General features: G+C 37.7%; 20 protein-coding genes. 5 read left to right on the forward strand and 15 right to left on the reverse strand.

Features of this window, described 5'->3' with window-relative positions:
- Positions 1–72 precede the first annotated feature (72 nt).
- Positions 73–1,593, forward strand: coding sequence for an ATP-dependent nuclease (locus ACQ93I_RS10585; protein ID WP_431698495.1), 1,521 nt, complete (start codon positions 73–75; stop codon positions 1,591–1,593).
- Positions 1,586–2,401, forward strand: coding sequence for a hypothetical protein (locus ACQ93I_RS10590; RefSeq protein WP_431698496.1), 816 nt, complete (start codon positions 1,586–1,588; stop codon positions 2,399–2,401). Before ACQ93I_RS10585 ends, ACQ93I_RS10590 begins: the two co-directional genes overlap by 8 nt.
- 659 nt (positions 2,402–3,060) lie before the next feature.
- On the opposite strand, the gene ACQ93I_RS10595 is transcribed toward ACQ93I_RS10590, so the two are convergent.
- Positions 3,061–4,407, reverse strand: a complete 1,347-nt coding sequence (locus ACQ93I_RS10595; protein WP_431698497.1) for a capsule assembly Wzi family protein — start codon at positions 4,405–4,407, stop codon at positions 3,061–3,063.
- A 93-nt stretch (positions 4,408–4,500) separates the two neighbouring features.
- Between ACQ93I_RS10595 and ACQ93I_RS10600 the strand changes: the two genes are divergently transcribed.
- A complete protein-coding gene (locus ACQ93I_RS10600) occupies positions 4,501–5,262 on the forward strand; it encodes a tyrosine-protein phosphatase (RefSeq protein ID WP_431698498.1) in 762 nt (253 codons plus the stop codon).
- A gap of 121 nt (positions 5,263–5,383) precedes the next feature.
- Here ACQ93I_RS10600 and ACQ93I_RS10605 read toward each other — a convergent pair whose 3' ends face one another.
- From ACQ93I_RS10605 to ACQ93I_RS10640, 8 genes are all read right to left on the reverse strand, one after another.
- A complete protein-coding gene (locus ACQ93I_RS10605) occupies positions 5,384–7,765 on the reverse strand; it encodes a GumC family protein (RefSeq protein ID WP_431698499.1) in 2,382 nt (793 codons plus the stop codon).
- Positions 7,766–7,768: 3 nt separating this feature from the next.
- Positions 7,769–8,575, reverse strand: a complete 807-nt coding sequence (locus ACQ93I_RS10610) for a polysaccharide biosynthesis/export family protein (RefSeq protein ID WP_431698500.1) — start codon at positions 8,573–8,575, stop codon at positions 7,769–7,771.
- A gap of 5 nt (positions 8,576–8,580) precedes the next feature.
- Positions 8,581–10,563 (reverse strand): nucleoside-diphosphate sugar epimerase/dehydratase, encoded by a 1,983-nt coding sequence (locus ACQ93I_RS10615; RefSeq protein WP_431698501.1) that lies wholly within the window; start codon positions 10,561–10,563, stop codon positions 8,581–8,583.
- A gap of 23 nt (positions 10,564–10,586) precedes the next feature.
- Positions 10,587–11,720 (reverse strand): DegT/DnrJ/EryC1/StrS family aminotransferase, encoded by a 1,134-nt coding sequence (locus tag ACQ93I_RS10620; RefSeq protein WP_431698502.1) that lies wholly within the window; start codon positions 11,718–11,720, stop codon positions 10,587–10,589.
- Entirely contained in the window at positions 11,713–12,324 is a 612-nt protein-coding gene (locus ACQ93I_RS10625; protein ID WP_431698503.1) for an acetyltransferase, read from the reverse strand. The genes ACQ93I_RS10620 and ACQ93I_RS10625 overlap by 8 nt, the downstream gene beginning before the upstream one ends.
- Position 12,325: 1 nt before the next feature.
- A complete protein-coding gene (locus tag ACQ93I_RS10630; protein ID WP_431698504.1) occupies positions 12,326–12,931 on the reverse strand; it encodes a sugar transferase in 606 nt (201 codons plus the stop codon).
- Positions 12,932–13,619: 688 nt separating this feature from the next.
- Positions 13,620–14,840 carry a glycosyltransferase family 4 protein gene (locus ACQ93I_RS10635; protein WP_431698505.1) on the reverse strand — a complete coding sequence of 407 codons (1,221 nt, stop codon included), beginning with the start codon at positions 14,838–14,840 and terminating at the stop codon, positions 13,620–13,622.
- Between the two features lie 267 nt (positions 14,841–15,107).
- Positions 15,108–16,334, reverse strand: coding sequence for a hypothetical protein (locus ACQ93I_RS10640; RefSeq protein ID WP_431698506.1), 1,227 nt, complete (start codon positions 16,332–16,334; stop codon positions 15,108–15,110).
- Positions 16,335–16,638: 304 nt separating this feature from the next.
- On the opposite strand from ACQ93I_RS10640, the gene ACQ93I_RS10645 reads away from it, so the two are divergent.
- Positions 16,639–17,301 carry an acetyltransferase gene (locus tag ACQ93I_RS10645; RefSeq protein WP_431698507.1) on the forward strand — a complete coding sequence of 221 codons (663 nt, stop codon included), beginning with the start codon at positions 16,639–16,641 and terminating at the stop codon, positions 17,299–17,301.
- Complete coding sequence (locus ACQ93I_RS10650) at positions 17,301–18,248, forward strand: glycosyltransferase (protein WP_431698508.1); 948 nt, start codon at positions 17,301–17,303, stop codon at positions 18,246–18,248. Before ACQ93I_RS10645 ends, ACQ93I_RS10650 begins: the two co-directional genes overlap by 1 nt.
- On the opposite strand, the gene ACQ93I_RS10655 is transcribed toward ACQ93I_RS10650, so the two are convergent.
- From ACQ93I_RS10655 to ACQ93I_RS10680, 6 genes are all read right to left on the reverse strand, one after another.
- Positions 18,249–19,103 (reverse strand): glycosyltransferase, encoded by an 855-nt coding sequence (locus ACQ93I_RS10655; RefSeq protein ID WP_431698509.1) that lies wholly within the window; start codon positions 19,101–19,103, stop codon positions 18,249–18,251.
- 8 nt (positions 19,104–19,111) lie between these two features.
- The gene (locus tag ACQ93I_RS10660; RefSeq protein WP_431698510.1) at positions 19,112–20,071 is read right to left on the reverse strand and encodes a polysaccharide deacetylase family protein; all 960 of its coding nucleotides are present in this window, start codon (positions 20,069–20,071) and stop codon (positions 19,112–19,114) included.
- A gap of 197 nt (positions 20,072–20,268) precedes the next feature.
- Entirely contained in the window at positions 20,269–21,369 is a 1,101-nt protein-coding gene (locus ACQ93I_RS10665; protein ID WP_431698511.1) for a hypothetical protein, read from the reverse strand.
- 98 nt (positions 21,370–21,467) lie between these two features.
- Complete coding sequence (locus ACQ93I_RS10670; RefSeq protein ID WP_431698512.1) at positions 21,468–22,391, reverse strand: GNAT family N-acetyltransferase; 924 nt, start codon at positions 22,389–22,391, stop codon at positions 21,468–21,470.
- 269 nt (positions 22,392–22,660) lie between these two features.
- Positions 22,661–23,785, reverse strand: a complete 1,125-nt coding sequence (locus ACQ93I_RS10675) for a glycosyltransferase (RefSeq protein WP_431698513.1) — start codon at positions 23,783–23,785, stop codon at positions 22,661–22,663.
- Positions 23,786–23,890: 105 nt separating this feature from the next.
- The gene (locus ACQ93I_RS10680) at positions 23,891–26,125 is read right to left on the reverse strand and encodes a glycosyltransferase (protein WP_431698514.1); all 2,235 of its coding nucleotides are present in this window, start codon (positions 26,123–26,125) and stop codon (positions 23,891–23,893) included.
- Positions 26,126–26,129: the final 4 nt, after the last annotated feature.

A 26,129-nucleotide genomic window follows, 5' to 3' on the forward strand; every position in this document is an offset into this window, starting at 1 on the left:
GTACTAAGTAAGCATAGAAAAATATTAAATGAAGAATTTTTTAAACTGTGCTCAAAATGAGGAAAACAAATTATGCAGGATTACAATTTTTACATAATTGAGGATGATGATAAGTTCGAGATTAACTTAAATGAACTGGTATCTCATTTAGAAGAACGATATCTGACTGAAGCATTTTTTTTAACGCCTTTATTTTGGGATGATTACGGAAACAAAACGAGCTTCAGTTTAACTTTAATAAGGAATGGATATCATCACATCGGGAAACTTAAAATCATCCGTGCATCATTAAAAGATAACTATGATACTTTAGAGGAACTTCCCCCTAATTTTAAATTCCTTGAAAAAGATTATTGTTCATTAGGTTTTGATATGGATTTTTACAGGAATATAAAAACATATTTTCCAAATAATTTCGAAGAGGTTTTACGTCCGTTGCGGGACTGTGCTTTTTATCCTGCGATAAGAGACGAATTTGAAACTCTTGAAATTTATCAGCACTCCCTGGTTCGATTCAGTGAGGCACAAAAAGCAATGACCGAAGCCAGGTCTTTTCTTTTAAATGAACCGATTGATAAAATTTTTAATTTCAATTATAGGACTAGCCTTATAAATTGTACTGCTCCTCATGAAGTCGCATTTAATTTTGAGACCTTTAATGAGCTTCCAAAGCGGATAACGACTATAATTGGCAAAAATGGTACTGGTAAAACTCAATTTTTAGCTAATCTTGCCATAGACCTTAGTGGAGGAGAAGGAACTACTGAAAAAGTTAATATAAAAAACAGTTTTCAACCAAGAAGACCTTCATTCAGTCGAGTCATATCGGTTTCCTATAGTATTTTTGACAAATTTCCCCGACCCAGACCTAATGATACCTATAGCTATAAATATTGTGGCTTAAAAGACGAAGAAGGTAAACTCTTAAATGATTTTGAAGTCTCACGGCAAATTGAAGATGCAATTAAAAAGATTGAAGATCAAACCCGTACCGTCTCTTGGTATCTTTTTCTGTTTAATCTTTTCGGAAAAGAAGAAGCAGACAGTTTATTGACTAATTTATTTAGGAAAAAGAAAGACCTTCCAACCTACCTTCAGACAGAAAGGCTTAGTTCAGGTCAAAGTTTTTTAATCTATGTAATCACTGAAATAATTGCAAATATAAAAGAGGATTCAATAGTACTTTTGGACGAACCTGAAATGCATTTACATCCCAATGCTATTGCTAAATTTATCCGTTCATTTGAAAACCTGATGAAAGAATTTAATTCTTATGCAGTAATCGCGACCCATTCTCCCATTATTCTACAAGAAATTCCATCCAAAAATGTCAGAGTATTTGAAAGAGAAGGCAATACTCCTTTTATCCATAAACTCCACTTCGAAAGTTTTGGGGAAAGCATTGAAAATATAACCCAAGAAATATTTCAAACAAAAGATGTCGACGATAATTACAAGTCTTTCTTTAAAAAGCTGAGTAAAGAGCTCTCTTATCAGGAAGTATTAGCCTTATTTGATAATAACTTAGGTCGGTTTGCTAAAGCTTATTTATTGAACCTATATGAAAACCCCTCTGATCAGTTAAATGATTAATCTAGCACCAATAACAAATTGTAGTAAACGAGAATTTGATAAAATTCGGGCTGCAAAAAATAATCCGCATAAATGTAATTTAAATTATTTGGCTAATGATATTCATAAGAGATACGATTTATATTCTGAAAATTTTGAAAATAATACTTTCGAAAAAATTCTACCAGAAAAATTTAAGTTTTCGGCTTCTATAAAAAGTTGCTATAACTCTACAACAGATGCATTAGATAATTTAAAAATTTCCATTAAGAAAAATCAGTTAGAGATTTCTCATAAAATTTGTCAATACTGTGGAATCAACACAGATGACCAAATTGACCATTATTTACCAAAGGAAGAATTTCTGGATTTTAATGTCCATAGTTTAAATATGATACCTTGCTGTGCCAGATGCAATCAAAATAAAGGCCAATACTGGATAGATAAATTCACAAATGAAAAAGGAATAATTAATTTATATCGAGACGAATTAGTACGAGTACAGTATTTGTTTGTTAACATTAAATTCAGCGGGGGTATTTTTATAGGAAATTATTATTTAGAAAATTCCAATAACATTCCTCAAAGTCAGTATCGTCAAATCTGTAACCATTATAAGCAACTTGACTTAATTGAGCGCTATAATGATCTTCTTCCCGGATTATATGAAAGTGATCAAAGAATTATTGATTCTTTTAAATCGTCTCAAACTGATATGCAAATAAAGCAATCTCTGACAAGGCTCTATGAATCTGACTCTGAAGTATTGGGCATCAACAATTATAAAGTTGTTGCCAGAAGGGGAATAGCCAATAGGTTTCCATTCTAAATCTTCGGTATCTTTGTACTGTTGCTTTTTGATATTTAAATATTCCCGAATTTTTGATTTCGTGGGTGGTTCAAACGTGAAAAAATATATTATCAATACAAAAAACTCAAAAGCCACTGTGTGGACTAAATATTTGGTAATATTTTATTACTTTTTTTCAACATGTTAGAATGGCCGTGTACCTAGATTACACCTCAAAATCTGGGAAAGTCCCGTCCTGGCTGAAAGACAACTTCTGTATTGGGAAGTAATTAAAGATCAATTATTAATTGTTTACATACATCACAAAATATTTTCCCTCCCTCACTTTTGATCTTTAGAAAGAGTACTGTTGAACCCACTGACATTCGCGGAAATTGTCAATATAATTTCTATTTGAATATTCCCGGAAGGTTCAAGCAGGCTGCTTTGCAGAAACCTCGTTTTGGTAGATTGAAATTTCTTTTGTCTTAAGCAGCAACATCCGCTATTTATGTCTATATTTCGCTTGTTAAAATTGTGTTAATCTGCCCCTGCCGGATGCACTACCGGATGTCTAAAATTTATATAATTAAAAGGTGGCTGTACCTATATTTCGCGGTTACTTAACTGCTTTTATGCTTCTCTATGCTGCTTTTGTTTATAAAAAGCAGAAGCAAACTACAAATAGAAAAGAAATTTTAAAAAAATGTTTTTGTGACTGTTACTCCTACTCCTGCGTTAGAAGATTGAGAGGACTGGAGATCGGCTCCAATCTGTAGGTTTACATTTATATATTTCTGCCAGACATTGGCATCAAGGTACATGGAGATAATTCGTTCCACAGGCTTAGACGTACCACTTTTAACTCCGTAATTTCCACGGTAACTTGCTAAAAATTTATAAGGGTACTGGTAGAATGCTGTTCCTGTTAACCCTATATGATGTGCAACTATGTTGTTGTGAGCCACTCTAAATCTTTCTTTATCCAGGATCATAAAAGGTAGTCCTATTATCCTATTTTCATAAGTCCATCCAGAACGGTACAAATGGTTATTGAAATAATTATCTTTCCCATCTACAGTGGGATAATTTTTACTTTGATTTCGAGTAAAATAATACTCGTACATAAAAGCCTGCACCCATTTTTCTGGTTCCCGATCGGAAATATAAATACCGTAGCGGCCATCTGGTGTATTACGCAATTTTATACCAGAAAAATCTTCAAAAATAGTGTTGTAAATTAAGGAAATATCATAGTGAGAAATAGAAGTATTGAGTTGCACATCGTATCCCCCTAGGTGATTTCCCAAACCGTTAATCTCCTGCTCTCCCACGAAGCCATCACCACCTATAATGCTCCCTCCTGTAATAACCTTTACATAGTCCTCCAGTCCTGAAGGTAAATCACCGTACTCTGGAGACTTTCCACCCCACTGAACATAATGATGACCACCTGCCAATAATTCTATATAATCAATCCCAGTATAAATAAAATGAAAGCTTTTGTGATGAATTCGGGGCATCTGGATGAATCTGTCACGTTCATCCGAAAAAAATTCTTCCCAGGAAGCTTTTATTCCAATTCCGGCACGTTTAAAAAGCATTAAAGGTTTCACCTTAACACTGAAACCTGGAACTGGTCGTGAATTTAAAGACCATAACACACTTTTATTAGTAGCACTGATTCCTCTAAAGAACTCATCTCTTTGTTTTCTTCCCGCATATGCTTCTATCCATTTATTTTCGTAGTTTACAAAAAACTCATCCAGCTTAACTTCGTTCGAATAACCATCACTGTAAAGAAGACCAATACCTGCAGAAAGAACTCCGCCATCTCGAAAGCTATAGGTTCCATTACCAGTTATCCATGAACCAAAATTTGTTTTTTCATCGATCCTTCCACGTTGATTGGAATGTAGCCAGAAAGGACTCTCTTCACCCGAATACATAAGTCCCTGAACCGTGGCTGAAACTGAGTAATTTATTTCCTGTGAAAAAGCTGCCGAAGTGGACAGCAGTATCAAAAAGGTGAGCTTTTTTATCACATTTTAATTTTGTGTCGTAAATGTAATATTCTTCCGCTAAAGCCCAATAGACTATGAAATAAAAACATTAATTTTAAACTATAAAATAATTAAATGTTTAGTTTCTTTCAGAAGAAAATCTTCCTCAAAGATTATCTTGATGGTTTTATTGATATCCACAACCACGTCTTGCCAGGAATTGACGACGGCGCATCAGATCCTGAAGCTTCCATTTTACTTTTACGTGCTTATGAGAGGCTGGGGATCAAAAAGATTATTGCTACCCCTCACGTCATGAACGATTACTACGCAAATACTTCTGAAAGTATTAAAAAAGCACATGCTCTCCTGATGGAGAAACTTTACTCCATAGAATGCCTACATGTTGAGATCAAATTTGCAGCGGAATATATGATGGACCAGACGTTTTTAGAATTGGTAGAGCAAAGAGACCTCCTTTGTCTCAAAGAAAATATGGTGTTGGTAGAAATGTCTTACTTTCAGGCTCCAATCAATCTTAATGAAATTCTATTTAAACTCCAGACTCAGCAGTACAAACCTATACTCGCCCACCCAGAACGTTACGCCTTCTTACATTCCAAATCCTTGAATAAGTATTCAGACCTCAAAGACAGGGGATGCTTATTTCAATTAAATGCACTTAGTCTTGTTGGTCATTACGGAAAAAACATGCAAGATACTGCATTTCGACTTCTTGAAGCGGAGATGGTTGATTTTTTAGGAACAGACACTCATCAACTAAGACATCTAGAGAAGCTTTCAGTGACTAAATTATCAAAAAAACAATTAGAACTTGTTCTTCCTGTAGTCCAACGAACCAAAGAAGTATTTCATTTTGACAGTAAAACTCCATAAGGGAATTAATCTTCAGACATTATTTCCTTTATGGAGTTTGGTTCATTTAGATAATCAATTTGCTTCGCCACCTAATGTGTGTAGTGATATGGATTAGTCCCTGATTTAATTTTGATAAAACTTAATTTTTAGTAAAAGGCTTCTTGAGTACATTCCACAACCCCTTCTTGTCCTCATCTGCCGCATATCCATAACCGTAACCATAAGAATAACCATATTTTGCACCGTAAGAGAACTTGGAGTAATCTACATCATTAAGTACAATGGCAAGACCTTTCAATTTTCCTTGTTGCTTAAGATCTTTAGGAAAATCCAATAACTTCTTTTCGGTAAATCCTGCCCTAACCACGTAAAGGGTTGTATCGGCCAGCTGACTGATCAAAAGCGTATCTGTAACAATCATCGTAGGAGCAGTATCTACAATGATGAAATCATAATTGGTTTTCTGACTATTAATAAATTCCTCCATCCGATCATTCATAAGTAACTCTGCCGGGTTAGGTGGAATGGCTCCTGAAAAAACAACATCTACAGGAATATTATCTTGGTTCATTGGCTGAATGACATCCTGTGGTAGAATATCCCGATTGTAAAGATAATCTGATAAGCCTTTGGTATCAAGAGGATTCCCTGCAAATTTATGAAGTCGGGGGTTCCGTACATCTGCACCAATCAGCAGAATTTTTTTTCCTGTACTGGAAAGTGTTCGGGCGAGATTAAAAGAAACAAAAGTTTTTCCCTCCCCTTTAATTGTTGACGTGACGAATAATACTTCTGCTTTATTTTTATTTCTGGACTGCACCAAGTAAGCGAGGTTTGTCCTCAGTATTCGGAATGACTCTGCAAGAGGAGATCTGTCGTTCAACTGTATCAGTTCAGTCTCCTCCTTGCTTACACGGGGAACTTCTCCCAGGAAAGGCACATGTTTTGTTAGTGACTGAAGATCACCTTTATGATGCACCTTGGTATCAAGAAAATTGATGACAAATATGACCAGAAGCGGAATGGCGAGACCAATTATGCCACCCCCAGTGAGAATGAGCCAGGGTTTTGGATCCACCGGTTCGCTGTAGGTAAAGGCAGGATCAATGACTTTCGCCACAGGAGAGGTAGACGCGAAAGATATAGCCGATTCCTCTCTTCTCTGTAAGAGAAATAAATAAAGTTGTTCTTTTATCGCCTGTTGGCGTTCAATGCTCCTGATCCCCTTCTCCAGCCCCGGGAAGGTGCTGAATTGTCCTTCGGCTCTTTGATCCAGTTGATTTAATTCCCGTAATTGAATACGAGTGGAGCTGCGGGTTTGTTCAATATTGTTTAGGATGTTCTCTCTAAGAGCATCCAATTGCTCTGTCAGGGTTTCCACCACGGGGTTTTGGGCAGTTCCTGTCTTCAGGTAAGTATTTCTCTGCAGCACAAGTTCATTGTATTGACCAAGAGCACTACCCATCCCCCCCTGCTCAAGGCCCATACCTTCCGGCAAGAGCTGGTAAGGTTTGGAAGAAAGTAATGTGCTCTCAATTCCTTCCAGCACCATAAGCTGAGTTTCCAGGTTAAACATCTCCTGCTCGGCCTTGGTGGACCTTCCCAAAAATATTCCAGCACTACTACCCACATTCATAAAGCGGTTCTCACTTTTAAACTCTGCAATCCCTCCTTCTACAGAGTCGAGTTCCTGAGTGATTAATTCCAGACGTTGCCTTATAAACTCAGTAGTATTTTCCGCCACCTGTCGTTTATCTGCTACTCCGTCTGCATTAAAATGCACCATAAGCATGTTAAGAAAATCCCTTGATTTCTCAGGCACTTCTCCTGTTACGGCAAGAGATAATATATCCTTGGCTCTACCCTGAGGTGCTACTGTCATTTTGGAAATATATTCGTTGGCAACAGTACGTAAGGGACGCACAACGATATTTAAGGTGTGGTTCGTGGTAAGTGGGGTTTTATTCGGCGCGATAAGAAAATGAAGACTCCCTATGCTGATTGGCTCTCCAAATTCATAGGTACGGGAGGTACCGTCCTCCTCCTCTAAGCTAAATTGTGTGGCAGAACGCGGAGTAATACTGATGTTCAAAAAAGAATCATGAACTTCACTTTTTTCCGTCAGGAATTCTATTGTAACAGGGCTGTTTTTATAAGCTTCTACAGCAATGACTTTTCCTTCAAGGAAATATGTGACATTAAGGTTTAATTCGTCTATCACTCCCTCAACAAGATTTTTTGACCGAAGCGTAACAATTTGATTTTCAAGGGTATTATCATTCAAAGCCAGAATTCCTCCCGAAGGAAGAGCTCCGGTAATACCCTTTTCATCATTAAGGATCATCATTGATGCCTCTGTAGCGTAGACAGGAAGAGTGTAGCGGTTATATAAATAGGCAATGAAGAGTCCCAGGAAACAACCGAATACGAGCCATTTCCAGTACTTTAAATATTTGAAGATCTCTGCCTTGAGATCAAAATTCGATTCTTCCTTTTCTGAAAACTCTTCGAGTTCTTCCATTTATTATTTGCTAAAAAGTATAAATAAACTAAACGCTGTAGTTGCAATAGAAACAAGACCCTGCCAGCTGGTAATAAATCCTGCCGACTTCACTTTCCTATAGGTCGGCTCTACATATACAATATCATTTTGTTTTAAGTAGTAGAAGGGGTTTTGAAATATGTCCACACTGGTAAGATCCAGTATTTCATATTTCAGTTCTTCATCCACCTGTCTTATCACCAGGATCTTATCTCTCTTTCCATCATAGGTGATATCACCTGACATGGCGATAGCCTGGGGAACGGTAATTCGCTCATCGATGACTTTAATCACCTGGCTTCCTGTTTCCCCCATTACCGTCACCTCGAAATTAACAATACGCACCCTCACTACTGCATCTTTTAAATACTGCTCCCGGAGGATTTCGGTAAGTTCCTCCTCCAATTCCTCCCTGGTCTTTCCTTCTACATGGATCTCACCCAATACCGGAAAATTTACGTTCCCCTCAGAGTTTACCAGATAGCCGGTCATTGAAGCATTTTGATTTCCTCCACCACCTGTACCCTGAGAATTTAGATTAAGTTGAAAAGGAGCTGCCAGTTCTTCATCCATAGAAGAAACATCTATTCGGATAATGTCATTAACCTCAATTTTGGCTACAAAATCTTTAGGCGCGGCCATATTCGGTAGTCTTTCATAGTCCTGAAAATAAACTATCTCCTTTCTTGTAGAACAGGAAGAAATAATTAAGATTCCAAACGTTACTATAAGGACCTTGAAAAAATAACCGCTTAATGAAAAGAACTTAACAGAATTTGATTTTCCCATATTTTTTAACTAATCTTTTTTTTAGAAGGATGTTGTACAGGTTCCTTATCTAACTTTTCAAAAGTAGAATTATTGCTTTTAAACTCAGGAACAAGGACCTTTAGTTTTGCAACTACTTTATGACTTTTTAGTTTGGTTGCAGACTTAATAATGGTTTCGATTGATTCATTAATTTCTTCGTAATTTCCCGGTTGATCGACCGCGATCATGATTTTTTTGTGATGAGTGGGTAAAGTTTTACTCTTATTGCTAAGAAGTTCTTCAAATAATTTTTCACCCGGCCGCAGGCCTGTGATCTTAATTCCTATCTGTTTATCAGGAATATATCCTGCCAGTTTGATCATTTTTACAGCCAGATCCATGATCTTTACAGGCTCTCCCATATCAAAGATAAAAATCTCCCCCCCATTTCCCATAGCTCCGGCTTCCAGGACTAATTGACAGGCTTCAGGGATGGTCATAAAATAACGAATAATGTCCGGATGGGTTATTGTCACCGGACCTCCCCTTTCGATTTGCTTCCGAAATAATGGTACAACAGAGCCATTTGATCCTAAAACATTTCCAAATCGGGTTGTTATAAATTTAGTTTGGCCGGGTTCTGTACAAGCTGAATGATAAAGAGCCTGTACATACATTTCAGCAGCCCGTTTGGAAGCACCCATCACATTGGTGGGATTAACAGCTTTATCTGTAGACACCATCACAAAATGACCTACATTATGTTCCACAGCAAGATCTGCAAGATTTTTTGTCCCCTGGATGTTTACAAAAACTGCTTCATGTGGATTTTCTTCCATTAAAGGGACATGCTTATATGCTGCCGCATGATAAATCACATCTATGGATCTTCTTTTTAGCAGGAGATCCAGTCTTTTACGATTCCCTACGTCACATATTATACACTTGAAATTAAGATCGGGAAATTTAGCCTGAATTTCAAGTTGTAAATTATGAAGAGGAGTTTCCGCCTGGTCCAGTATAAGCAGTAACTTAGGGCCATATTCAGCTACCTGCCGAACTATCTCACTCCCTATTGAACCGGCACCACCAGTAACCAGAATTGTCTTTCCCGTAAGTTGCTGCCGTTTATTCTCTTTATTCAACAAAATGGGTTCTCTATCCAAAAGATCCTCAATTTGAAGGGATTTTACCTTATGAGAAACCGATTGTTCATCTTCATAATTAGAGACGATTGGAGCGTTAAAAACTTTTATGTCATTCTCGAGACAATCTTCAACAACAGCAAACTTTTCTTCTGCCGTTAAAGTGTTTTCAGAAAGGATCAGTGCCGTTGCTCCCAGTGCTTTTGCTTCTTCACTTATCTTCAGCCCGTTATAAACTACCGGTTTTCCAAGAATTCTAATGTTTCTCCTGGTATTATCATTTGTAATAAAACCCCGGATATCAAAACGTTTGGGATGTTCAATTTCCAGAGCACCTGCAATGGAAATTGCATTTTCATCGGCTCCGAATACTATAGCTTTTTGTAAATTTTGATTTCTCTGAGTTCTTTTGAAATATTCATACACCTGCTTAACCGAAAGTCTAAAGAGAAACAGTAGCGAAAAAGAAACCAGGAAATAAAAAATAAGTCCTGCAACCAGATAAATTTTCTCTCCAATAAGGAAGAACGTCAGGTAATTTATAAAAAGTAAGGTGATAAAGGTACTGAAACATGCAAGCATAATCTTTAATGCATCCAGGTAAGAGGAATGTCTAATTAGGCCGGCATAAGTTCTAAAGACAAAAAAGAAAAAAATATTCACACCAACCACTAGAAGCATGCGCTGAGAAAGTGATAAAAGCTCATAGAAATGAGATGTTAGATCTCTTAAAGCCATGACAGTGAGAACATCTGCAAGTAAAATAATAGCAATGTCAATTCCGAGAATGGCCCATCGTGGGAGATATTTTATATTCCTAATATCCAGCCGATTCTCGGAAGCCAGTATTTGCTCAAGGGCGTAATTTAACTTCTTACCCATATAATTTCTTTTCGGACCCTCTTCTACTTCAGAAAGTTTTCAATTGCAGAACTGATCCTGTTTTTTTCCTGCTCTCCTAAATTTGAACCTGAAGGAAGACACAGCCCGTTTTTAAAAGCTACCTCTGCTATCCCATTCCCATAAAAAGGCGCATCTTTAAAAACCGGCTGTAGATGCATGGGCTTCCAAAGTGGTCTACTTTCAATATTCTCTTCTTCAAGATGCATGCGAAGAGCATCTGTATCAAAGCTTCCTTCATCTTCCGCTTTAATCACGGTTAGCCAGTGATTACAAAAGTAAGTATTTTCAGGTTCATCAAAGACTTTTACCTCTTTAACCTTACTAAACAGATCCCTATAAAATTGATTCATTTCTCTTCTCTTAGAGACATGCTGATCCAATACCTGCATTTGCCCCCTTCCAATTCCTGCAGCTATATTGCTAAGTCTGTAATTGTACCCAATCTCGCTGTGCTGGTAATGCGGAGCGGAATCGCGCGCCTGGGTTGCCAGAAATATTGCTTTTTCTTTCAATTTCTGATCCCTGCTGACCAATGCCCCCCCTCCGGAGGTAGTAATTATCTTGTTCCCATTGAAGGACAAAATGCCGAACTCACCAAAAGTCCCACATTTTTGACCCTTGTAAGTACTCCCTAAAGCCTCAGCACTATCTTCAATTACCGGAATCTCAAAATTTCTGGCAATGGTATGAATTTCCTCCACTTTATATGGCATTCCATATAAGTGAACCGCAATAATAGCCCTGGGTTTTTTACCCTTTTTGATCCTTTCAACTATCGCCTCTTCTAAAAACCTGGGGGACATATTTAAAGTTTCCTCTTCGCTGTCTATGAACACCGGAGTTGCTCCCAGGTACACGATAGGGTTAGCAGAAGCTGCAAATGTTAAGCTTTGACACAGCACTTCATCTCCTCTCTCAACCCTCGCCAAAATAAGAGCCAGATGGAGAGCTGCCGTTCCTGAGCTTAAAGCAGCAATATGAACATCCTCCTGAAGATATTCCTTAAGATCCTGTTCAAATCCATTAACGTTAGGACCCAAAGGAGCAATCCAATTCTGCTCGAAGGCCTCATTAATAAATTCTAGTTCATTGCCTCCCATATGAGGGGAAGACAGATATATTTTACTTTTATTCATTTTCCTCTTCAGCTATTCTTATTACTTTTCCGGGGTTTCCTACCACAGTAGCATAGTCGGGTACATCTTCAATGATTACAGTTCCAGCACCGATGGTGCACCATTTCCCAATTTTTTTCCCCGGAATTATCAGTGCCCCAATTCCAATGTGGGAGCCTTCCCCTATCTTTACACCACCTGCCAGGACCGCCCCGGGAGAAATGTGTACAAAGTCCTCCAGAAGACAGTCATGCTCAATAATACATCCTGTATTTAGTATACAATGTTCTCCAATTATAGTATCTGCATTGATGGCTGCCTTGGCCATTACTACAGTACCTTTTCCTACTTCAACTGTTTCATCTACAACCGCAGTTGCATGACTTATCCCAGGAAAGAAATTTCCATTAAAAACAGAGGAAATTTTTTTCCGGGTTCGGTTATCTCCAACTGCAATAATTGTTTTCTTCTTTATTATTTCTGGTGTTAGTTCGTGAACTACAGCATATTTGTAAATTCCTGTAATGGAAGTATTATCATCTATAATATTATGTATCTCTAACATTCGGGAATGCACCAAATCAATGATTACCTTCCCATGGCCGCTGGCTCCGTAAATATTCATATTAATTCTTTCCGTTAAAAGGTTCTGTTGTGGCCATGTTTGCTGTATTGACTCCCTCAGATCGTACAACTTTCAGAAGGGTCCTCCACATAATCTTAAGGTCTAGACTCAAAGATAAATTGTTTACATACCATACATCCAATTCAAGTTTTTTACTCCAGGAAATAGCATTCCTCCCATTAATTTGGGCCCAACCTGTGATCCCGGGTCTTACAAGATGTCTTTTTTGTTGTTGGGGAGTATAGAGCTGTAAATACTCGGGAAGTAAGGGTCTTGGTCCTACCAGACTCATGTCTCCCTTTAAAACATTAATCAACTGTGGAATTTCGTCAAGGGAGGTTTTTCTCACAATCCTTCCTATTGAAGTAAGGCGTTCGGCATCGGAGAGCAATTTTCCACTACTGTCCCTCCTGTCATTCATAGTCTTAAACTTAATGATCCTGAATAGTTTTCCGTTCTTACCCGGGCGCAGCTGGAGAAAAAAAGGATTATCAGTATTCGCCATAAATAATAAAAAAGCTATTAGCAGAAATACCGGGAAAAGAAATAAACAGGCCGGCAGCGCAATCAAAAAATCAATAATAGGTTTCAAATATCTTCTGTACACAAAGCTGATTTTTCACGGGCAAACTAAAGGATTTCTCTCGATAAAGTGCTGCAAAGATATGTTAAATTGAGTGAACTGAGTTACGGGAAAACATAATTGAAAGTGATTAGTAATTGGAGACTGGTTAATTGGGGAATCGAGAATCGGCCCTCCTTCGCCAAAGGCTACGGAGGGTAAAGAATCGGGAAACGCTCATATAATCTCCTCTTTTTTGCCACGGATACACGAATTTCTTCGATTCACTCGGACGTACTCACTCCTCTCAATCTATACCTGGTAATTAGTTCCCCAAGTCTCCTCTTCCCCTGGTCTCCTCGTCCCCCATTCTCCCAGTCCCCCAGTCAATATTTGAAATTTGTACTTGGTACTTGATGCTTGAATTTTTAGAGGTATCGTCACGGATTACAAATCCGCGCCATCGATATCTCGTTAGTTATAAGTCTCCTGGTCTCCCACTCCCTTAATCTCCTCGTCACCTGTTCTCCTAGTTCCACTTTTTTAGTTTTACCCCTCACCCTAAAGGGCGTCGAAAAAAATGTTGTCAAAAAATCTCCTGATCCCTAGTCTCCCGGTCTCCTCTTCCCTTAATCCCCTCTCCCAGTCTTCTTCCCTCTCTTTCTCTTCTCATCACTTAGTCAGACCGGGAATTTGGAATTTGGTGCTTGAGTATACGATGGCTCGTCACGGATTACAAATCCGCGCCATCGATATCTCCCTTAGTCCCTCGATCTACTCGCCACCTAATCTCAAGTCCTGCTTCCTTCATCTGTAACCGGTATTCCTCCAAAAGTAAATCCCAGAAAATCTTCCTTTCATATTTCTGGGTAATTAGAGACCGGGAATTTGCAGCCAGCTTTTTGCGTAGCTCGGCATCGGTTGCCAATTTCTTTAAGGCAAACAGTAGAGCTTCCTCATCTTTTACCGGTATTATTAGTCCGTTTTCTTCTTCCCGAATAATTTCATTACAGCCATTAATGTCGGTTACAACAGATGGTAGCCCCATTGCTCCGGCCTGCATCACCACATTAGGGAAGCCCTCCCTGTAACTGGGAAAAACCAGCACATGTGCAATCGCAAAATAGGGTCGGACATCAACCTGGTAGCCGGTAGTAAAAATCTTGGGATGTGTTTTTATTGCCTCAAAATTCTTATCTGTTATGGGATCCAGTTCCTGTTCAAAGGGCCCTACCAGGAGCAGGCTTATATTCTCAATTTCTGAAACTAATCGATTAAAAGCCTGCACCAGTTCATTAATTCCTTTATCCTTTACCAGCCTGCCGACAAATATAAAAACAAGATCATCTGAAGGAATGTTTAAAGACCGACGTGTTTCCCTCTTTTGTTCCGTACTGAAATCTGCCGGGTTGAAATACGCTGTATCTATACCATTAGAGCTGCCCTCTCCTAAAACTAGAAGTCTATCGGGTTTCGTAAAATTGTGCTTCAGAATGACCTTTTTGAGACCTTCAGAATTCGGATATACCTTTGTTGCAAGATTATAAGTAAGCCGCTCCACCTGTTCCAGAATTTTTCTTTTAGTTCCTGAAGTTTCCATTAAAGGCATGCCCGCCACTGTGTGCAACCGAACAGGTACTCCTGCTAGTTTCGCAGCCATCATCCCTACTATTCCCGCCTTAGGAGTGTGGGTATGGACGATTTCAGGTTTATTTTTCCTTAAGTATTGGTAGAGTTTAAATAAGGCCTTCAAATCTTTGCCGGGAGTGATCTCCCTGGTCATTTCCAGGTGAAATGTTCCCACCCCATTGTTCCTGCCATACTGCTCGAGACGTTCTTTTTCTGCAGCAACTGCAGTCACCTCAAAATAATTATTCATGAATGTAAGCTGCTCTTCAAGAAGTTTTTCTAAAGAAAGTGGAATGGTAGTAATGCGGATAAGCTTGGGAGGCATCGATTTTTTTGGCAAATATACAATTACTTGAAGTTTACTTTTGGTAGTCCTGGAAAAGAACCTGGATCGCTACGCCTGCGCGACCGGCAGGCTGCTTCTAGAACCTAGAACCAAGATTTTTTTCTTTAATCCTGCAAAAGTATAATAAAGTGTGTGACTTAAAAGGTTTGTTGAAGGAGGCAAACCACGGGTATTAACCCTCACAAAATAATAATCAGGCTATCCTTTGGGTAGCCTGATTATATAATTACTCCTATTTTGTGATTTTTAATCCGGAACCACTACAATACTCAGTTCAACTGAGTCGGAACAATCTCCTTCAATAATGGTATAGATAGTAGTATAAGTTCCTGTACCTCTCTGATTAAAGTCATTGATAAGGTCCCAGATAGAGGGGTCAAAAGATCCGTTTCTACTTACTCCCTGTGGAAGCAGGCTCAGGTAAAGCTTTCTCACCTCATCCCAACTGGGAATTGCTGCAGCTTCTGAATGAGTCATGGTTTGGGAACTATCCGGTCCTGCATACAGATCACAGGAAGGATCCTGAGATGTATTGGCAACCACATTTATAGTTAACTCAACCGAGTCTGAACAATCTCCTTCTGTGATGGTATATGTTGTAGAATATGTTCCCGGGCCGGTGTAGGAATTTATAATATCCCAAATGGAAGGATCGAATTCTCCGTCACGGGAAACTCCCTGCTCTAAAAGACTTAGATACAATTTCCTCACCTCATCCCAACTTGGAATAGCATCGGCTTCAGACTGGGTAATGGTTTTTGCAGCATCGGCACCGGCACTTAAATTACAGGTCGGGTCTGAAGAACCATCGGCAACCACTCTGATTGTTAATTCCACGGAATCTGAACAATCTCCTTCAGTGATGTTATAAGTGGTCGTATAATCTCCGGGGCCGATATAAGAGTTGATCAGATCCCAGATAGAGGGGTCAAATTCCCCATCTCTTTTTACTCCTTCCTCTAAGAGACTTAGATAAAGTTTTCTCACCTCGTCCCAGCTTGGAATGGCGTCAGCTTCAGATTGAGTGATAGTTTTTGAAGCATCCGCACCGGCATTTAATTCGCAGGTAGGATCTAAAGGCAGGCTCTCCACTACATAAATGGTTAGCACTACCGAATCTGAACAATCTCCTTCGGTCACTGTATAGGTAGTAGTAAATTCTCCCAAAGGGTTTTCATTAAAAGCATCAATAAGATCCCAGATGGATGGATCAAAGTCGCCGTCCCTGCTCACACCTTCCTCCAGCATACTGAGATATAATTTTCTCACTTCGTCCCAACTTGGAATGGCTTCTGCCTGAGCAACAGTGATAGTAGTGGAATTATCGGCCCCCGCATTAACTGTGCTGCATTCCTCATTTAATTCTGCAGAGGCAGTTAAAGCCTGTGTGTCGCCATATTCAAGATAGCTATCATCTTCAACAGAACAAGAGTAAACTAAAGCGACCATTAACAATAAGTAAATTTTTCTCATAACAATTTGATTTGGTTTCTATTATGATAAATTTACACCTTAGTTATACTGGTCGTTTAAAGAAAAATCTAATTTCGATAAAAGGATTTTTTCACCGAGAGGAGGTTAAATTTTTAGATACTTTAACAAGTATTTACATGATCCTTATAGGAAATGGATGTCTAATATTGTGAGCAATTTTGATAATTTTATTGAAAGAAATGTTAAAGAAAAATTGCTAACCTCCAGCTGCTGCCAGTTTCGGCCAAAAAGTTGGAAAAAGCAGGCTGCCTTTAAGTATATTTGAACAACAAGAACTTTTAAAATGGAGAAAAAGAAGCTAATAATTTACGGAGTAGGGAGATTTGCAGAATACGTTCGTTACGTTTTTGATCATGACAGTGAATTTGAAGTGATAGCCTTTTGTATAGAAAAAAACTTCTTAGCTTCAGATCAATTCGACAATAAATCTTTAACCAGTTTTGAAAATGTCACAGTGGACTATCCGCCCAAAAATATTTGTATGTTCATTGCTGTAGGCAATAATGTAGTTAGACAAAGAATTTTTGCTAAAGCTAAGAATATGGGTTACACTTTAGCCTCGTATATTTCCAGCAAGTCTAGCCACTGGAAAAATCTCCAATTTGGAGAAAATGTTTTTGTAGATGAAGGATGTGTGCTTCAACCTTTCACAAGGATAGGAGATAATACTATCTTGTTCACTTCCCAAATTGGTCATCATACTCTTATAGGAAAGCACAGCCTGGTGAGTGGATCTAAGACAGGTGGTAATGTGAAAATAGGAGATAGTTGTTATGTTGGTTTAAACGCTTCTATTAAACAGAATTTAAAAATTGCTGATAACACAATAATAGGAATGGGATGTGTAATTGAAAAAGATATTCCTGTATCTTCAGTTTACACCCATAAAGGAACAACAAAAAGAAAAATTGAACCAGATCAGGTTGCCAGATTATTCCTTAAATAATGAACTTTAAAGAATTTAGAGCTCGCTATCAAAAATGTGAGATAAAACATTATCCAAGTAAAGTTCAGGAAAAACCTTTGCTATCAGTAATAGTTCAAACCTACAACCATGAAAGATTTATTTCTCAATGCTTAAATAGCATACTAAAACAAAAAACCAATTTCCCTTTCGAAATCCTGTTAGGTGAAGATACCTCTAAAGATACCACAAGAATTATTTGCCAAAAGTATGCACATCGATTTCCGGAAAAAATCAGGTTATTTCTACACCACCCCAATAATAAAATCCATATTCTTGGAGTACCTACCGGAAATTTTAATGCTATATATAATCTTTTTCAAGCTAAAGGCAGATTCATTGCATTTTGTGAAGGAGACGATATATGGCAAGATCCTTTAAAACTTCAAAAACAGGTAGATCTTTTATTAGTTAATCCTAATATTGCCTTTAACTATCATTCTTTTATTGAAGTAAATGAAAATGAAGAACCTCTTCCGATAGACAAGATCCTGGATCAGCCTGTTTTTCCCATTGATAGGAATGAACTCAAGACACTGACATACCATCCGCTTCTTTCTACTGTTTGTTTCCGAAATTATTTTATAGAAGGAATACCAGAGGAATTTCCAGAAGTCATAAACGTGGATAGTTTTTTAATTAGTCTCCTGGGAAATTATGGTACCGCAGAATATATGAAGAACATAACCCCATCTTACTATAGAAGACATGAAGGAGGGATTTGGTCAGGACGAATTAAAGAATTGAAACTAAGATCCAAAATTCTAACCTTTCAACAATTGAGCAGTTATTACAGGAAACAACGAGAACATAGAATGGAAAATCATTTTAATTCTTTAATAAAAGAAACCAGCAGAATTCTTTTATTAAGCTATCTAAGGGAGTATCAACCACAGAAAGCATTTCGCCTATTAAAAACTCTTTTTTAATTATTCACTTAACCCGATAATTTTTAAATATACTATCCTTAAAATTGTCTTTAAATAAACTGGTCTGGTTTTAAATGCTTTAGTGTAATACTGAAGAGCCCGTTGATTATTCCCCTGCTTTTCATATAAAAATCCTAGTTGATACTCCAGTCGCGAAAGTGACAGTCTATCTTTACGATACAATTCTTTATGTTTTTTTAGAAGTCTCCTATTAGAAGCTAACCTTTCAGAAACTTTACTACTAGCTCTGTTTTTACTATCAATTGAATATGAAAGATACTGTTGATCTAAAATTTTAATTTTGAGTCCCGATAAATTTGATATCCTTATCCCAAGTTCATAATTTTCTCCAAAGGTCATTTTGGGGTCAAAACCACCCGCCTTTAAAAAAATTTCTTTTTTATAACAAATACTTCCCGCCAGGAAAGTTGCGGTAAGATGATTGTAAATCTTTTCAAGCTTGTGCGGTTTCCAAACTGATAATTTTCCATCAATTTGTTTCGACACCTCCCAACAGATCATATCATATTCCTGGTAATTGATTTCATTCAATTTGAAAAAAAGCCCGGGTAAAAATCTGTCATCAGAATCCAGGAAGATGATGTAATCTCCCCGGCTTACTTCCACCCCTTTATTTCGGGCAGCTGAAACTCCCACATTCTTTTGGAAATAATAATTGACTCTTTCGTCGATAAGATAATCTTGGACAATATTCCCGGTGTCATCATTGGAGCCGTCATCTATAATAATTAATTCCCAATTATCGGCTGACTGATCCAAAATACTATCAATCGACTCCGGAAGAGATTGCGCCCGATTATAGGTAGGAATAATAACGGAAATGAGGTTATCCATAAATATTTCTACCCCCTTTTTTTTGAAATATTCTCCATATTCAAAGATTCAAAACCAAATTTATTTTTACAGGTTTTAAAATGCCTGAGAATCAATTCAAGATCTTTCAGGTTCTTTGCAGGATTTCCTCCGAAGTTATGAGGATGCCACCAAAGATGATAAATTTCCTTATTCTTTGCCGCTTTGCTCATTTCAGATCGAATCCTTTGTAAACGTTTTTTGTCGAGAAAGATTTTTCCACCACTGGGTCTTAACAGCCGGCTGGCTTTTTGACCGGTAATACCGGGAATTAATTCGGGAATATCATTATAGGATTTATTGTTTTTCCCTAAATAGGCATCTCCGGTCCTGAAGATCTTTTGCTGCAGACTCTCCTTCTGGGTATTCCTCCAGTACCAAATATCAGGATTCGTCCTGACAGTCTGCAGCCCAAAATCTTCACATGCATTTAAATAGTTTTTATTAAATTGATTCCGGGGAAAAACCAAGGATCTAAGGTTAACACCCATTTTTTCTGCCATTTCTTTCGACTGCAATAGATCAGCTCTAAAGCTTTCTAATGTTTGTCCCGGCTCCAGGCAATAATAATGAGAATACGAGTGAGTTCCTATTTCCTGTCCGGGTGTTTCTTTTATTTGCCTGATCAAATCCGGTGCAAAACAAAGTTCTTCAGTTTCCTTACTCTGAATTGAACTTCCATAGCTATAAGCAGAAAGCTTATTGTTCTCATATTCAGGCAGAGTCGCCGGAATGTTCTGGTTCCATTCATCCCAACTCTCATTAAATAACATCCCAACTATCGCCCAGGTACATGAGATCTCATATTTTTCAAATAGCTTTAAGATCTCCGGAATTACTTTTCTAGTATTCTGAAAATATTCTTTCTTCTCTCTCCAGTCTACTTTATCAAACACCCCCCACAGCAATTCAAAATCCAGAGATATTACAAAAGAGCCGTTATTGTTCATGTTAATTGGTTATTTGGTTAATTAGCGAATTGACGAACCAGGTATATCACTCCAAAGCTACTCCTCTCATTCCTATCTCTATTCGTTCAGTCCCACAGTCCCTGCGTTTCAATGTTCCAAAGTCCAAAAGATCTAATCTCTCCTCTTCCCCTCATTCTCCAAGTCTCCAAGTCTCCACGTTTCCCACTCTCCCAGTTCTAAGTTACAACCTCTACACCCTTCGCTTCCAGCTTCCTTAATCGTCTCAACCTCATTATTCGATCATATTTCTGCTGCGCCAAATAATAATAGATCACAAAAAACAGGAAATACATCACCATCGATTTTTGACGCATAATGATTCCCAGATTAGACATTACAAAAGCCATCGCAAGTGACGCTAGAAAAAATGTAGTTAAACTCATCTTTACACTGATAGGAGATTTTTTCAGAAACCTGACAAAATCACTTTTTAATATTTTAAAAAATAATAAAAGATAAACCAGGTTTTCTACCGATACTACGAGCCCCAACACCCCGGGAGCATCAAAGAATAAAGGCCTAAACCAAAAGGTGAATAATTTTATTGGTAAAGGATAATCAGCCATATCTACTCCGGAACCGGATTTTGCCAGCTCTGCTCCCCTCTCGGTAGAAAACTGATCAAAACCTTCTACCAGGTTTTCCGATTCATCAAGTCCCGCCATTCCCAAAATAGTATCCTGAACTATAATTAAACTGCCTATCATACCAATGTAGATCAACATTTTTTTCCAAAAAGCGATCTTTTCTTTTCCGGTCATATAACCCAATACGGTACCGGCTGCAACAAATAAAAAAACATGGGGTCTTATATAATACGTAATTAAGGAGGCAATAATTAAGATCCCCCACCGCCTTTTTGTATCTTTTATCGCATAGGCAAACATCATTAAACTCATAAAGATGGGAGCTCCTTTTCCTAAAGAAGCGGTCCAGAAGTGCATATTTGGAAGAAAGAGCACTAAAACGAGAAAATCAATATTAAAAACTTTGATCTTGATGGGAATATTTTCTCGAAAAAAAAGATAAGCATATACAAAACCAATATACCCAAACCAGGCAAAGAGCACCATCATCATCTCATAGTTAAACCCTAAAAAATTAATGAACGGGTAAGACAAAAAATCGATAAAGGTGGTACTGGTTCCAAAGTATGAAAACCAGTTATCAAAAAGCTGTGGTCTTTGAAAATAGGCTCTACTATCAGAATTATTAAATAAAGCGTAGGTATAATAGACCGCAAAAAAGAACAAGTGGTACAAATAGAGGATATTCATCAACTTCTTCGAGAACCATTTATGCCTTTTCGAAAAAGAGCTGAACAGGCCCTGATTAATCAGGAAAAGAAATAATATTAAGATTAAGGCTCCAATCATTAAAATAATTCCAGGTCTCCAAGACTATATGCCCAGGTTTTTAGGTTTAAAAATTCAGATTTATTTGTATTTACCGGTTTGTAGGTAAGAACCGGGCCAAATTTTCCTTTTATACTAGTTTTGAAATTTAAGCAGGCATTCGGGGAAATACTTAAAACGGAAGCTCCGGAGGAGTTTGCAATTTTTAAAATAGCCGACTTGACTTCTTTCCTACCGATCTCAGAAAAAATGGCTTCTGACACTCTGAACTCATTGAGCTTTTTTCTCTTTTTAAGGTATCCAGCAATAAAATAATCCTTCTCGAAAATTACAACATAATTTTGCAACGGATTTTCGAGATAACGCCATTTAATATAAACCAGATCTTTTGGGGTGAAAAGCCGATTACTTGCTTCTAATTTCTTCAAATAAATGCTCAGAAGCGCTGCAATAGAGCCTTCTTTACCTGAGGTAATATTTTCTAAATTGTCAGTTTTAGTCCGAAGTAAATTCAAGGGACGTAATTGAATATTGAGCTTATCCACCTCTTTCCAACCCATTTTAAGATAGCCGGGCATACTTTGTGCATTGGGAGTATTAAAAACAAAATGATCTCCCCGCTCCTTCCCTATTTCAAGGGCTTTTAAAGTAAGTTTTTTAAAGATCCCTTTCCCTTGGTGAGCTGGATGTGTCGCTGTATCTACCGCGCGAAATGCAGAATAAATCTCTTCCCCTTTTTGCCATTTCCATCTCATAAAAGCTCTAACTCCAACAATTTCACGGGCTTCTTCCGCCACCAGCACCAAGGATCCTCCAAACGGATTATCAATATGCTTATACCGCCAAACCTCTTCAGTTTTTTTAGAAGATTTCTCTCCCAAACTGGCTTTTAACACCTTTAGGATTTGTGGAATGTCGTTATGAGTAGCCTCTCTAATATTCATTTCTTAATTTCGATTTCACGGATTTTGCCGGATTACACGGATTTTGTGAAGCTGCACTAAAATATAATTTATAAATTTCTTACAACTTCCTGATCACCGACCACTGAACACTGATCACTTTTTCTCCCAGTCCCCTCATCTTTTTTTCATATTTCCCCGTCCCTAAAGGGAGCCGAAAAAAGCGAATAGTTCTTCTTTTTCCCAATAAGAACCGCAATCACCTGGCCTCCTCATTCCCATGTCTCCTCGGCCCTGAGTCCCCTGGTCTCCTAGTCACCCAGTCCCCTCTTAGTCACAAGGTCACTATAGATCACTTCCAATTCATCCACCATCCTTTTTAAACTGAAATTCTTTACTACCCGATCCCGGGCTGCTTTTTTATAAACTTCTAATTGTGCAGGATCATCAATAAGGATTTGACAAAGGTCTGAAAGTTTTTGCCATTCATCAACCTTACGGGTCAATCCGTCTTTCTCATTCCTGATCACTTCCTTGATCCCTCCGGCGTCCGTAGCCACCACTGCGCATTCCATACTCATTGCTTCAAGTAAAGCAATAGGCAATCCTTCGAATGACGAAGTCATCATAAATATATCCATGATCTCAAAATACGGTTTCACATCTGTTTTGAGTCCCGGGAAAAACACGATATTTTCCAGTTCAAGATCTTTCCATTCCCTTTTGATCTCCTCTTCCAAAGGACCTGCTCCTACGACTATACCAAAAACATTCGAATTTTTCTCCCTAAGGTTATTAATTACCTGCAACCATTCTACAAGTCGTTTCTGAAATCTAAAAACGGCTACGTTTCCAATTACCACGGCATTCTGAGGGATTCCCAGTTCAGATCGGATCTTTGAATGCTCTGATCTTTGAAATGAGATAGTATTCACCCCGTTCAATAAGGTATGTACCGGTATTTTTGGATTGATATTCTTTTTGATGGAATTAGTAACATCTTGTGAAACTCCCAGTGCCAGGCTTTGGGAATTAAAGCTAAGCTTGTTGATATTCCTGGTAGTTATATGATAACGTTCCTGCATATTATGCTCTGTGTAAAGCATGGGGATTCTCGTTTTTTTGTGAACCACCCTTCCCACAAAACCTGCCCAAGGCAGGTGGCAATGGATCAGATCTATTTTATGCTCTTTACAATAGGAAATAATTCTCCTGTATTGTAAAAGGAGGCGGATATTATCTTTTGCGTCCAAGCAGGTAACTATTCCCCCGGCACCTTTAATGGCTCTTACCATTTGATCTTTCCAGGGAAGAAAGTATATATAATGAAATTCATGTATTTCCTTGTCGTGAAGCTTAAGAGTTTCGGGTAGTAACATCTCCGCTCCCCCTCGCCCGAGGGATTTGATAATATGTAGTACTTTAGTTTTTGCCATAGTTGCAGCAAAGTTAATCCAATCCTATGTCATAGCAAGATTTTTGAATTTAATTAAGAAAACCTTGATCTTTAATTAATGGATAAATTGCAGGTTCAATAGATATCAAATTAACTTTTTGTACAACTGATAAAAATCATGACTTATTCTTTCATTCAGATAATTTTCCAGAACTAATTTATGTGCTCTGTCTACCATTACGGAATTATCTTCATTCAAAACTTTAAGGATAGCTTCAGAAAATTCGTCTTCTTTATCTTTAGTGATTAAAATACCGGTATCAGCATTCAAAATTTCACTAATCCCGCCAACATTATAGGCTATTACGGGTGTTTTGCAATACATAGCTTCAAGTAATACCCCCGGTAATCCTTCAATAATACTTGGAAGAATAAGAACATCGGCTTCTGCGATCATGGGCAACGCATTATCCACAAAACCATGAAATATTACTTTATTATGTAAATTTTGAGCTAAAACAATTTTTTCAATGGTACTTCTCAATGGTCCGTCTCCTACCAAATGTAGAACCACATTTTCATCCTGACTTAGCAACTTTTCACAAATCCTGATAAGGCCTTGATGATTCTTTTCAAAACTAAATCCCCCAACATGTATAATATTTTTTTTATCTTTTGGAAAGACAGATGAAGCCTGAATGGCTACTTTTTCTAATCCGATTGGAACTACATCGGTTTTATTTTTTAAAAAAGGGAAGTGATGCAATATATCATGTTTTGATGCTTGAGAAACAGAAGCTACAGCAGATATATTTCTGTATAAAAAAGAATTAATTTTTTTTTTATAAGTTCCATTTAAATATCTTCCTACCTCACTGGCATTTCTAAAAATCACAGGAGTTTTCCATCCAAATATTTTTTTTGAAAGAACTGCATATTTTAGAGTGTCCCCCGCATTTGCCTGAATAATATCGGGTTTGAATTCTTGGATTACTTCATTCAACCTTTTCCAGGCCTTAAAATCTAAAAATCTAAGATTTTTAGAGGCACCCAAACTTTCAATCTCCTCCTTCCAGGGTAGCTCAGCATCACCTTTAAAAACAGAGACTATTTTAACTTTGTGTCCATTCTGACTTTGATGGTTGGCTAACTGACTTGCAAAGGTCTCTGCTCCTCTATTTTGTGGTTTTTGTATAATGTGAAGAATTTTTGTTGACTCATTTTGCCCACCACTCTTCTCCAAAATTCCTTCTGGAAGTACATCTAAATAAAAATTCTCATATTCCGTCACCACTTTGTCAAGTTCGAATTTTTCGATTGCCTTTCGTCTGGCATTTTTAGCCAAAAAATTATATGTTTTCGGATTTTTTAGAACTTTGATAATATTAGAAGCCAGTTCAGACACATTCCCTTTTTCATAAATTAATGCACAATTCTCATCCACGCATTCGAGGTTTTCTGCAATATTCGAGGCGATAATTATCCTTTCGGCCATCATAGCTTCTATTAAAGCTCCCGGAAGACCTTCAGAATATGATGGATACAAGAAAATATCAGCTGTAACCAATAACTTTTGGATATTATCTATCCTTCCTAAAAACTGGACATTCTTTGTGATTCCCACTTTCCGGGCATAACGTTCTAACTCCTCACGGAAACTACCATGGCCTGCAAAAACCAATTGTATTTGAGGATAATTTGAAATTATTTGAGGCATAGCTTTCAAAAGGTCCATCTGCCCTTTTAAAGGTATTAACCTACTAACATTTAGTAATATTTTATTCTGGTTGTGTAAATATGGAAGATCTCCACGAACTTTTTGGGAATGAAAATCTTCACTCTTCCTACCCCTATATATTACACTAACCTTACTTATTGAAATACTCAATGCTCGGCAAGTGTGCTCTCTTATAGTATGGGAGTTTGAAATGAAGTGATCTACCAGGGAGACTGTGCCTCTATCAAGATTCTGAAAATAGTAAAGTTTAATTTTAGCCAGAGTACCCTTATCCCTAAACCTTTCCTGGGAATAGGCATTGCTTACAAAGCTGCCCACCAAAAAGATTTCTGGAAATGCTTTTTTTAATTTCCTGGCAATGATTTCTGATCGAAACAGAGTAGCATGAACTATATCTGGTTGCTCCTGAAGATAAATATCTTTAAGTTTTATAACCGCAAGATTAAAGGAATATTTCTTTGTTAGATCCAGAGAGTAAACTCTAACACCGGCCTCTTCTAACCTGGGTTTAAGCATATCTCCCTGATAAATATGCACAAATACCGGAATGATTTGATTGAAATGGGTAGTTATTTCTACAAGACTTTTTTCGGCTCCATAGCCTTCAAGAGTATCAATAATATATAAGACTTTTAGTTTCAAATTT

Origin of the sequence: Salinimicrobium sp. WS361 (genome assembly GCF_050750585.1) — a bacterium.
Taxonomy (GTDB): domain Bacteria; phylum Bacteroidota; class Bacteroidia; order Flavobacteriales; family Flavobacteriaceae; genus Salinimicrobium.

What these genes read in the sequence shown, in the direction of transcription:
- ACQ93I_RS10585 (WP_431698495.1), top strand. Translation starts at nt 73, where the DNA reads ATGCAGGATTACAATTTTTACATAATTGAGGATGATGATAAGTTCGAG.
- ACQ93I_RS10590 (WP_431698496.1), top strand. Translation starts at nt 1,586, where the DNA reads ATGATTAATCTAGCACCAATAACAAATTGTAGTAAACGAGAATTTGAT.
- ACQ93I_RS10600 (WP_431698498.1), top strand. Translation starts at nt 4,501, where the DNA reads ATGTTTAGTTTCTTTCAGAAGAAAATCTTCCTCAAAGATTATCTTGAT.
- ACQ93I_RS10605 (WP_431698499.1), bottom strand. Translation starts at nt 7,765, where the DNA reads ATGGAAGAACTCGAAGAGTTTTCAGAAAAGGAAGAATCGAATTTTGAT.
- ACQ93I_RS10610 (WP_431698500.1), bottom strand. Translation starts at nt 8,575, where the DNA reads ATGGGAAAATCAAATTCTGTTAAGTTCTTTTCATTAAGCGGTTATTTT.
- ACQ93I_RS10615 (WP_431698501.1), bottom strand. Translation starts at nt 10,563, where the DNA reads ATGGGTAAGAAGTTAAATTACGCCCTTGAGCAAATACTGGCTTCCGAG.
- ACQ93I_RS10620 (WP_431698502.1), bottom strand. Translation starts at nt 11,720, where the DNA reads ATGAATAAAAGTAAAATATATCTGTCTTCCCCTCATATGGGAGGCAAT.
- ACQ93I_RS10625 (WP_431698503.1), bottom strand. Translation starts at nt 12,324, where the DNA reads ATGAATATTTACGGAGCCAGCGGCCATGGGAAGGTAATCATTGATTTG.
- ACQ93I_RS10635 (WP_431698505.1), bottom strand. Translation starts at nt 14,840, where the DNA reads ATGCCTCCCAAGCTTATCCGCATTACTACCATTCCACTTTCTTTAGAA.
- ACQ93I_RS10640 (WP_431698506.1), bottom strand. Translation starts at nt 16,334, where the DNA reads ATGAGAAAAATTTACTTATTGTTAATGGTCGCTTTAGTTTACTCTTGT.
- ACQ93I_RS10645 (WP_431698507.1), top strand. Translation starts at nt 16,639, where the DNA reads ATGGAGAAAAAGAAGCTAATAATTTACGGAGTAGGGAGATTTGCAGAA.
- ACQ93I_RS10650 (WP_431698508.1), top strand. Translation starts at nt 17,301, where the DNA reads ATGAACTTTAAAGAATTTAGAGCTCGCTATCAAAAATGTGAGATAAAA.
- ACQ93I_RS10655 (WP_431698509.1), bottom strand. Translation starts at nt 19,103, where the DNA reads ATGGATAACCTCATTTCCGTTATTATTCCTACCTATAATCGGGCGCAA.
- ACQ93I_RS10660 (WP_431698510.1), bottom strand. Translation starts at nt 20,071, where the DNA reads ATGAACAATAACGGCTCTTTTGTAATATCTCTGGATTTTGAATTGCTG.
- ACQ93I_RS10665 (WP_431698511.1), bottom strand. Translation starts at nt 21,369, where the DNA reads ATGAATATCCTCTATTTGTACCACTTGTTCTTTTTTGCGGTCTATTAT.
- ACQ93I_RS10670 (WP_431698512.1), bottom strand. Translation starts at nt 22,391, where the DNA reads ATGAATATTAGAGAGGCTACTCATAACGACATTCCACAAATCCTAAAG.
- ACQ93I_RS10675 (WP_431698513.1), bottom strand. Translation starts at nt 23,785, where the DNA reads ATGGCAAAAACTAAAGTACTACATATTATCAAATCCCTCGGGCGAGGG.